Annotated in this window: 10 protein-coding genes; 7 read left to right on the forward strand and 3 right to left on the reverse strand. The window is 72.5% G+C overall.

Annotated features, from left to right (window positions below):
• Positions 1-225: 225 nt before the first annotated feature.
• The 4 genes from sodN (at position 226) to DZF91_RS33330 (ending at position 2695) form a co-directional block, all read left to right on the forward strand.
• Entirely contained in the window at positions 226-627 is a 402-nt protein-coding gene (gene sodN, locus DZF91_RS33315) for a superoxide dismutase, Ni (RefSeq protein ID WP_235834754.1), read from the forward strand.
• Positions 628-795: 168 nt separating this feature from the next.
• A complete protein-coding gene (locus tag DZF91_RS33320) occupies positions 796-1266 on the forward strand; it encodes a GNAT family N-acetyltransferase (protein WP_117361025.1) in 471 nt (156 codons plus the stop codon).
• A 164-nt stretch (positions 1267-1430) separates the two neighbouring features.
• Entirely contained in the window at positions 1431-1859 is a 429-nt protein-coding gene (locus DZF91_RS33325) for an ATP-binding protein (RefSeq protein WP_407920961.1), read from the forward strand.
• Positions 1860-1936: 77 nt separating this feature from the next.
• Positions 1937-2695: an RNA polymerase sigma factor SigF gene (locus DZF91_RS33330; RefSeq protein WP_067819515.1), complete on the forward strand. Its 759-nt coding sequence runs from the start codon at positions 1937-1939 to the stop codon at positions 2693-2695.
• 111 nt (positions 2696-2806) lie between these two features.
• Here the strand turns inward: DZF91_RS33330 and DZF91_RS33335 are convergent, their stop codons facing one another.
• Positions 2807-3298, reverse strand: coding sequence for a hypothetical protein (locus DZF91_RS33335; RefSeq protein WP_199487072.1), 492 nt, complete (start codon positions 3296-3298; stop codon positions 2807-2809).
• A 144-nt stretch (positions 3299-3442) separates the two neighbouring features.
• Here DZF91_RS33335 and DZF91_RS33340 point away from each other — a divergent pair, with 144 nt between their 5' ends.
• Positions 3443-4384, forward strand: a complete 942-nt coding sequence (locus tag DZF91_RS33340) for a diacylglycerol/lipid kinase family protein (protein ID WP_328589251.1) — start codon at positions 3443-3445, stop codon at positions 4382-4384.
• Positions 4385-4673: 289 nt separating this feature from the next.
• Positions 4674-4928, forward strand: a complete 255-nt coding sequence (locus DZF91_RS33345; protein ID WP_117361028.1) for a WhiB family transcriptional regulator — start codon at positions 4674-4676, stop codon at positions 4926-4928.
• A gap of 233 nt (positions 4929-5161) precedes the next feature.
• Here DZF91_RS33345 and DZF91_RS33350 read toward each other — a convergent pair whose 3' ends face one another.
• On the reverse strand, positions 5162-7015 hold the full coding sequence (locus DZF91_RS33350) for an ABC transporter ATP-binding protein (protein WP_117361029.1): 1854 nt from the start codon (positions 7013-7015) through the stop codon (positions 5162-5164).
• Positions 7016-7108: 93 nt separating this feature from the next.
• Here DZF91_RS33350 and DZF91_RS33355 point away from each other — a divergent pair, with 93 nt between their 5' ends.
• The gene (locus DZF91_RS33355) at positions 7109-7540 is read left to right on the forward strand and encodes a MarR family winged helix-turn-helix transcriptional regulator (RefSeq protein WP_117361030.1); all 432 of its coding nucleotides are present in this window, start codon (positions 7109-7111) and stop codon (positions 7538-7540) included.
• Between the two features lie 9 nt (positions 7541-7549).
• Here the strand turns inward: DZF91_RS33355 and DZF91_RS33360 are convergent, their stop codons facing one another.
• Positions 7550-9211 carry a sensor histidine kinase gene (locus DZF91_RS33360; protein WP_117361031.1) on the reverse strand — a complete coding sequence of 554 codons (1662 nt, stop codon included), beginning with the start codon at positions 9209-9211 and terminating at the stop codon, positions 7550-7552.
• Between the last annotated feature and the right edge of the window lie 186 nt (positions 9212-9397).

Here is a 9397-nt window from a genome sequence, read left to right on the forward strand (position 1 = left end):
CGGGCGGCGGACGCGACCGCCGCCGTGCGGTGGCGCGTGCCGCCGCCGCACACCGCGCACGGCCCCTGCGCGGACCGCGCACGGACCGCACACGGACCGCGCATGGACCGCGCACGACGGGGGACCTACGCCCAAAGACCGAGTGCCCTGGCCGAACGCGCCGTCCCGCACAAGAGTAATGTCGGTGCCCTGAGCATGATCCGATATCGAGGGAAGGGAACGCAGGTGCTGGTCAACCTTCTGCGCCCGAAGACCACGGTCTCCGCCCACTGCGACCTGCCGTGCGGCGTCTACGACCCGGCGCAGGCCCGGATCGAGGCCGAGTCCGTCAAGGCGATCATCGAGAAGTACAACGCCAACGAGGACCCGGCGTTCCGGGCGCGCGCCATCCTGATCAAGGAGCAGCGGTCCCAGCTGGTCAAGGAGCACCTGTGGGTGCTCTGGACCGACTACTTCAAGCCGCCGCACTTCGAGAAGTACCCGCAGCTGCACACGCTGTTCAACGAGGCGACCAAGCTCGCGGGCGCGGGTGGCACCAAGGGCGGCCTGGACGTCGAGGCGGCCGACAAGCTGCTCGAGAAGATCGAGGAGATCTCCAAGATCTTCTGGGAGACCAAGCAGGGCTGAGCCCGCCCACCGGCTGACCGAGGCCCGTTCCACCCTGCGGCTGGGTGGGGCGGGCCTCGCGCCGTCTGGGGCGCTGCGCCGCGTCCGCCGGACGCGCGTCCCGGATCTGCGAGGGTTTCGGGCCTGGTGGTTTGGGGGTGCGGCCGGGGTCTGGTTAGCTTGGTGAATATGATTCGCCCCGCGCGCTCCGAGGACGTCCCGACGATCCTGGGTCTGATCAGGGACCTGGCCGAGTACGAGCGCGCCGCGCACGAGGTGCGGGCGACCGAGGACGACCTGCTCCGCTCGCTGTTCGGCCCGGAGCCGAAGGTCTTCGCGCACGTCGCCGAGCTGGACGGCCGCGTCGTCGGCTTCGCCCTGTGGTTCCTCAGCTACTCCACGTGGCTGGGACGCCACGGCGTCTACCTGGAGGACCTCTACGTCTCGCCCGAGGCGCGCGGCAAGGGCTTCGGCAGGGCGCTGCTCGCGGAGCTGACGCGGATCGCGGACCAGCGGGGCTACGGGCGGGTCGAGTGGTCCGTCCTGGACTGGAACGCCCCGGCGATCGGCTTCTACGAGTCGCTGGGGGCGCGTCCGCAGGAGGACTGGACCGTCTACCGGCTCACGGAGGACACCTTCCCGAGCCTCACACGGGACTGACGAAAGGATGGTCGGGGTGTGGTTTCTCGCCCCCTGAACGGGTTTACGGCGCGAACGCCCGTGTCGCCCGGCTGTTCCGGGCCGGTCCGCGCGCGCCGGACGCTCCGGAGGGGGCTCGTAAGCGGTAGTTTCGAATCAGCGGGACCACCCCAAGAGGGAGAGACGTGACCGAGGAAACCGCTGCTATGGCGGCCAGTACCAAGTTGTCCGTGCGTGATGTGGTGACCGTCCGGCTGCCGGCCGCGAGCGCCTACCTGTCGGTGCTGCGGACCGCGACGGCGGGGCTCGCCGCCCGTCTGGACTTCACCCTGGACGAGATCGAGGACCTGCGCATCGCGGTGGACGAGGCGTGCGCGATGCTGCTGGCCCAGGCCGTGCCGGGTACCGACCTGACCTGCGAGTTCGAGCTGACCGGGGACGCGATGCGGATCTCGGTGTCGGTGCTCACGATGGACGGCGCGGAGCCGAGCCGCGACACCTTCGCCTGGACCGTCCTGTCGTCGCTGGCGGGCGAGGTGGACGCGCGGGTCGGCGCCGACGACCGGGTCACCGTGACGCTGCAGAAGCGCCGCGGCGGTGCGGGGGCCCCGTGACGGAGAACAAGACGACGCTCGCGGGCGACAGCCCCGGCAACGCCGGCGCCACCGGCACCGAGCGCGAGGGCGGCGCGGTGCCGGACCGCGCCCGTGCCCGCGCCCTGTTCGAGCGGCTCGCCGAGCTGCCGGAGGGCGACCCGGAGCGCCAGCGCATCCGGGACCAGCTCGTCGAGCTGCACCTGCCCCTGGTGGAGTACCTGGCGCGCCGGTTCCGCAACCGCGGCGAGTGGCTGGACGACCTGATCCAGGTCGCCACCATCGGCCTGATCAAGTCGATCGACCGGTTCGACCTGGGCCGCGGGGTGGAGTTCTCCACCTACGCGACCCCGACGATCGTCGGCGAGATCAAGCGGCACTTCCGCGACAAGGGCTGGGCGGTCCGGGTGCCGCGCCGGCTGCAGGAGCTGAAGCTCTCGCTGACCAAGGCGATCAGCGACCTCGCCCAGCGCGAGGGGCGCGCCCCGACGGTCAGCGAGCTCGCCGCGCACCTGCAGATGTCGGAGGAGGAGGTGCTGGAGGGCCTGGAGTCCGCCAACGCCTACTCCACGGTGTCCCTGGACGCGCCCGACTCCGGTGACGAGGACGCCCCGGCGGTCGCAGACTCGCTCGGCATGATCGACGAGTCGCTGGAGGGCGTGGAGTACCGCGAGTCGCTGAAGCCGCTGCTGGAGAAGCTCCCCGCGCGGGAGAAGAAGATCCTGCTGCTGCGCTTCTTCGGCAACATGACCCAGTCCCAGATCGCCGCCGAGCTCGGCATCTCCCAGATGCACGTGTCCCGCCTGCTGGCGCGGACGCTGGCGCAGCTCCGGGAGGGCCTGACGGCGGACGAGTGATCCGCGCGGTTCCTCCGAGGCCCGGTCCGACCCCGTGTCGGCCGGGCCTCGCCGCGTCCGGAGGGATTCGGCGTCGGAGGGTCAGGCAAGGGAGGGTCAGGCGAGGGAGGGTCAGGAGTTGGAGCCGGTCTTCCGGTCGGCGCCGTCGGCCTGGGAGTCGCCCTGCGAGCCGGCCTGGGACTCCCCCCTGCCGTCGCCGGCCTCGGAGCCGTCCTCGTCGTCGCCGCTCTGGAAGTTGATCCAGGCGGTCACCGGCGGGCTGAGGACGAGCAGGAGCGCGAGGACCGCGACGACGCCGAGCGGGACGGCGTAGAAGGGCTGCTCGCTCTGCCAGAGCGACCACGCGACCGGGAGCGCGAACAGCTGGGTCAGGACGATCGGGGCGCGGCCCCGGGAGTCGCCGCGCAGCAGCATCCGGGCGCAGCCGAGCATGGCGAGGCCGCCGCCGAGGGCCAGGACGGTCACGGCGACCGCGCTGGTCGGGTCGACGGCCGCGCCGACGGCCGTCTCGATGCCGGAGAACAGGCCGAAGCCGACGGCGGCGAGGCCCTCGGCCCCCTCCAGCGCGGCGGCGGCGGACACGGTGCTGGGACGCTTGGACACCCCGAAACCCTACCGGCCGCCCCGGCGAGCCTCCGCCCGGGGACACCGCCCGGGACAGAGCCCCAGGACGGCCCGGGACAGCGCCCGGGACACCGCGCCGGGACGGCTTCGCGGTGGGATCGGTACCCTTGCGCCGTGCGCGCCATGCTGATCGCCAACCCCAAGGCGACCTCCTCCAGCCGACGCGCCCGTGACCTGCTCGTCCGGGCGTTCGCCGGGGACCTCGACCTGGAGACCGCCGAGACCGGGCACCGCGGTCACGCCACCGACCTGGCCGCCCGGGCGGTCGCCGAGCGGTTCGACCTGGTGATCGCGATCGGCGGCGACGGCACGGTGAACGAGGTCGTCAACGGGCTGCTGCGGGACGGACCGTCCGCGGACGTCCCGGCGCTGGCGGTGCTGCCGTTCGGCAGCGCGAACGTGTTCGCCCGCGCGCTCGGCCTGCCCAACGACATGGTGGCGGCGACGCGGCAGGTGCTGGCGGCGCTGCGGGCGGGCCGGCGCCGGACGGTGGGGCTCGGCACGGCGGTGCTCCCGGACGGGTCGGAGCGGTACTTCACCTTCTGCGCGGGCATCGGCCTGGACGCCGAGGTGATCCGCGAGGTGGAGCGGGCCCGGCTGGCGGGCGCGAAGGCCAATCCGCTGCTGTACGTCCTGTCCGGCCTGCGGCGGTTCTTCGGCGGCACCGACCGGCGGCGTCCGGCGCTCACGATGGAGCTGCCCGGCAACGACCCGAGAGGCGCGAAGGGGAAGCTGTTCCTGGTGTTCGTGTCGAACACCGCGCCGTGGACTTTCGCCGGGCCGTTCCCGGTGAATCCGAGCCCGAAGGCCAGTTTCGCGCGGGGGCTGGACGTCTTCGGGATGCGTTCGCTGGCCCTTCTTCCGACGGTGGGGGCGCTGGCGGGGATGTTCGCCGCGCGGACCCGTCCGGTGCGCGGGCGGCAGGTGCTGAACGTCCACGACGCGGCGGAGGTCACGCTGACGGCGGACCGTCCGACCGCCTACCAGCTGGACGGCGATTACCTCGGTGAGGTGGAGCGCATCACGTTCCGGTCGGTGCCGAAGGCGATACGCATCGTCATTTGATGCCGATGCGGTGATCCGTTAACAACAAAGTCACACGAACGACCCACCCGTGTGACACATGCGACACCCATACCTTGAGAAACCTTTCTCAAGGGTCTTGCGTCTCTCCGCGCCCCCCTGACACGCTCAAAGTGCGCCGGTAGTCAGGGGTCCAATGAGGCCGCCTCTGAACGCAGCGCCGCCGAACTGTCACCCCTGACGAAACCTTGACCGTTCCGGGGTGTTCGCGACATGTGAAACCGTTCACAAGTGGAGTGACTTCCGCCACCGCTGACGAAGGAGTGGACGCATGGACTGGCGCCACCGGGCAGCCTGCCGTGACGTGGACCCCGAGCTGTTCTTCCCGATCGGCAACACCGGGCCCGCGGTCGTGCAGATCGAGGAGGCCAAGCAGGTATGCCGCCGCTGTGACGTGACCGATGCCTGCCTGCGCTGGGCGATCGCGTCCGGCCAGGACTCGGGCGTGTGGGGCGGCATGGGCGAGGACGAGCGCCGCGCGCTGCGCCGCCGCGCCTCCCGCGCCCGCGCGAGAGCCACCGCCTGAACCTTTCCCGCCGGACGTCCAGGGCGTCCGCGCCCGGCTGAGGCCACCGAACCCCCACACGGTCGGAACGGCCCGCGCCGGACAAGCGAATCACGCCGGTCCCGTGGCGGACGGCCGCTCCTCAGGAAGCGGCCGGCCGCCATAGGGCCGGCGTTTTTTCTTTTCCCACGAGGGTTCTTCGTCTTTCCTGCGGGAAAAGGCAAGGGGCTAAGCACCCGGCTTAGGCACCCGGCTTAGGCGGGGGTTAGGCCCGGCGTTAGGGAATCGTCGCGGGTAACGAGCGCGGCGTAGGCGCCGTCCGCGGCCATGAGGGATTCGTGGGTGCCGCGTTCGGCGATTCGGCCGTGGGCGAGGACGACGATCTGGTCGGCGTCGCGGACGGTCGAGAGCCGGTGCGCGATGGTGATCGTGGTGCGTCCCCGGGAGAGGGCGTCGATGGCCTGCTGGACGGCGCGCTCGGTCTGGGTGTCGAGGGCGCTGGTCGCCTCGTCCAGGACGAGGACGGGCGGGTCGCGCAGGAGGGTGCGGGCGATGGCGAGGCGCTGCTTCTCGCCGCCGGAGAAGCGGTAGCCGCGCTCGCCGACCAGGGTGTCGTAGCCGTCCGGGAGCCCGGCGATGTGGTCGTGGATGCGGGCGGCGCGGGCGGCGGCCTCCAGCTCCTCGTCGGTGGCGTCCGGCTTGGCGAACCGCAGGTTGTCGGCGACGGACGCGTGGAACAGGTAGGTCTCCTGGGAGACGACGCCGACGGCGTCCGAGAGGTCGGCGAAGGACAGGTCGCGGACGTCCACGCCGTCGATGGTGACGCGGCCGCCGGTGACGTCGTACAGGCGCGGGACGAGGTAGCTGAGCGTGGTCTTGCCGGAGCCGGTCTCGCCGACGACGGCGAGGCTCGTCCCGGCGGGGACGGTCAGGTCCACGTCGCGCAGGGCGGGCGCCGCGTCCGGGTCGTAGGAGAACGCGACGTCCTCGAACCGGACCTCGCCGCGGACGCGTCCGGTCAGGCGCACGGGCGTCTCGGGCTCCTGGATGTCGGGGACCATGTCGAGGTACTCGAAGACGCGGTCGAAGAGGGAGAGCGAGCTCTGCACCTCGACCCCGGTCTGGAGCAGGATCATCAGCGGCCGGAACATGCCGGTCAGCAGGGTGGTGAACGCGACCAGCGTGCCGATGGTGACCAGCGGGTGGCCCTGCGAGACGGTCATCCCGGCGGCCCAGTAGACGAGGGCGGGCATGGCGGCCATGACGATCGAGATCGTGGACTGCCGCCAGCGTCCGGCCATGTTGGCGCGGACCTCCAGGTCGACCAGGCCCTCGGACTCGGCGGCGAACCGCTCGGTCTGCGCGCGGGAGCGGCCCATCGTGCGGCCGAGCAGGACGCCGCTGACCGACAGCGACTCCTCGACGATCGCCGACATCGCGGCGAGCTGCCTCTGCCGGACCGAGGTGATCCGGCGGCGCTCGTTGCCGACCCGGCGGCTGATCCACACGAACAGCGGCAGCACCAGCACCGAGACGAGGGTGAGCCGCCAGTCCAGTGCGACCATGGCGGCCAGGCTGGCGACGACCGTGGTGAGGTTGGAGACGAGCTGGGTGGCGGTCTGGGTGACGGTGGACTGCATGCCGCCGATGTCGTTGGCGATGCGGGACTGGACCTCGCCGGTGCGGGTCCGGGTGAAGAACGCCAGCGGCATGCGCTGCAGATGGGCGTAGACGCCGGTGCGCAGGTCGTGCATGACGCGCTGCCCGACGGCGGTCGAGAGGTAGGTCTGCAGGACGCCGAACACGCTGGTCAGCACGGACACGGCGATCATGCCGAGGACGAGCAGGCTGAGCAGGCCGGTGCGGCCACGCGGCAGCGCGACGTCCACCACCTCGCGCAGCATGAACGGCGAGGCGAGCGAGACGAGCGCGGACAGCCCGACCAGCAGGCCGACGACGGCCAGCCTGGACCGGTACGGCCGGAACAGGCGGACGATCCGCAGGATCTGGCGCCGGCTCCGCGGCGCACCGGGGTTCTCCGCGCGAGCGGGATTCTCCGCGGGAGTGGGGTTCTCCGCGGCAGGGGGGTTCTCGGACGGGCTCGGCATGGGCGGCTCCTCTCCCGGACGGCGACGGACCCTCCGGGTAACTGAGCCTAGCTCACAATTATTCCGCTACAACAGTGAGGTAGACTCAATGTCATGCCGCAGAGCACCCCGAACGACCGTCCCGAGCTGGGCGAACTGTTCCTGCGAGCGGCCCACCGGGTGCGCCGGGGCATGGCCGACCGGCTCGCGCCGCTGGGCCTGACGCCCGCCCAGGCCCGCGCGCTGCGCGTGATCGCCAAGCACGACGGGCCGCCGCGCATGGCGGAGCTGGCCGGGCTGCTCGGCATCGTGCCGCGCTCGGCGACCACGCTGGTGGACGCCCTGGAGGGGGCGGGCCTCATCCGGCGCGAACCCGACCCGGAGAGCCGGCGCGCGACCCTGGTCGTCCTGACGGACGAGGGGCGGAACGTCGTCGCCCGCATGCGCGAGGCCCGCCTCCAGGGGGCCGAGGAGCTGTTCGCCACCCTGTCCCCCGCGCAGCGCGAGACCCTCCGCGACCTCCTCGCCGCCATCGACTCCGACTAGTCCGCCGCGCTACGGGCGGGGGCCGGTGGTGGACGGCGGGCGCTGGTGGTGGTCGAGGGGGACGTCCACGACGACCTCGGTGCCGCCGCCCTCGCGGGCGCGGAACTCCAGGGTGCCGCCGAGCTCGCCGACGATCAGCGTCCGGACGATCTGGAGCCCGAGGCTGTTGCTGGCCTCCATGTCGAAGTCGTCGGGCAGCCCCACGCCGTCGTCCGCCACGATCACGACCAGGCGGCGCCCGCTCGGCGCGGCCCCGGCGCCGGCGTCCCGCGGCTGGGCCCCGGGCTCGTCGGCGGGCCAGTCGCCCCAGATCCGGATGCCGCGCTGCTCTGCGGCCGGAACGCCGTCCCCGTACCGGCGGACGCGCACCTCCAGCGTGCCGTAGCGGTTGGCGAGGCCGTGCTCCAGCGCGTTCTGCAGCAGCTCGGTCAGCGCCATCGCGAGCGGGGTGGCGATCTCGGCGGGCAGCACGCCGAAGCTGCCGGTGCGGCTCGGCGCGACCTTGGACTCGGGGGTGGAGACCTCCCCGGCCATGGTGATCACGCGGTCCGCGATGTCGTCGAAGTCGATCAGCTCGTCCGGGGTGTGCGACAGCGTCTCGTGGACGATCGCGATCGAGCCGACGCGGCGGACGGCCTCGTCCAGCGCGGCGCGGCCCTCGGGGATGCGCAGCCGCCGGGCCTGCAGCCGCAGCAGCGCCGCGACGGTCTGCAGGTTGTTCTTCACCCGGTGGTGGATCTCCCGGATGGTGGCGTCCTTGGTCATCAGCTCGCGGTCGCGCCAGCGCAGCTCGGTGACGTCCCGGCACAGCACGATCGCGCCGATCCGGTTGCCGCCGACGACCAGCGGGATCGTGCGGAGCTGCATGACCGAGCCGTGCGCCTCGACCTCCACCTCGCGCGGCGCGCGGCCGGACAGCACGACGGTCAGCGCCTCCTCGCGCGGCTCGCCGGTGTCGCACAGCCCGCTGGTGACCTTGCCGAGCGACTCGCCGACCAGGTCGGTGGCGAGGCCGAGGCGGCGGAACGCCGACTGCGCGTTCGGGCTGGCGTAGGTGACGTGCCCGGACCGGTCGAGCCGGATCAGGCCGTCCCCGACGCGCGGCGACCGGACGAGGTTGGGCTCCTCCCCCGGCACCGGGAACCGGCCCTCGGCGATCATCTGGGCGAGGTCGCTGGCGCTCTGCAGGTAGGTCAGCTCCAGCCGGGACGGGGTGCGCGCGGACGACAGGTTCGTGCTGCGCTGGATCACCCCGAGCATCTTCGCGCCGCGCCGGACCGGGATGGACTCCTCGCGGACCGGGATGCCGCTGCCCCACTCGGGGTCGCCCTCCCGGACGATCCGGCGCTCCCGCCAGGCCACGTCGATCATCCCGCGCCGTCCCTCGCGGACGGCCTTGCCGACCAGGTCGTCGGGGTAGGCGGTGGGGCCGGTGGTCGGCCGCATCTGCGCGATCGCGACCCAGCCGGGCACCGAGCCGGGCGGCCGGGGCCGGGACCGCCGGTCGGCGGGCGGCAGGACGGCGTCCGACCGCAGCGGCACCCACAGCACCAGGTCGGCGAAGGAGAGGTCGGCGAGCAACTGCCAGTCGGAGACCAGCGCGTGCAGCCACTCCAGGTCCTCGTCGGTCAGGTCGGTGTGGTCGCGGACCAGATCGGTCAAGGTAGGCACACGACAATCATGGCCTACCGATCCTGTGCTCCGGACGCCGCGCTGACCTGGCAGGATGCCGGACATGACGGGCGGAACGACCGAGCAGGCGACCACCGCCGCACCCCCGGCGCGGGCGACCGCCGACCCGCCGCCGCAGCAGACACAGCCGCGGACGGGCGCCGACCCGCTGGCGCGGCTGCGGGC

The sequence above is a fragment of the Actinomadura logoneensis genome, from assembly GCF_003428695.1.
Taxonomy (GTDB): Bacteria; Actinomycetota; Actinomycetes; order Streptosporangiales; family Streptosporangiaceae; genus Spirillospora; species Spirillospora logoneensis.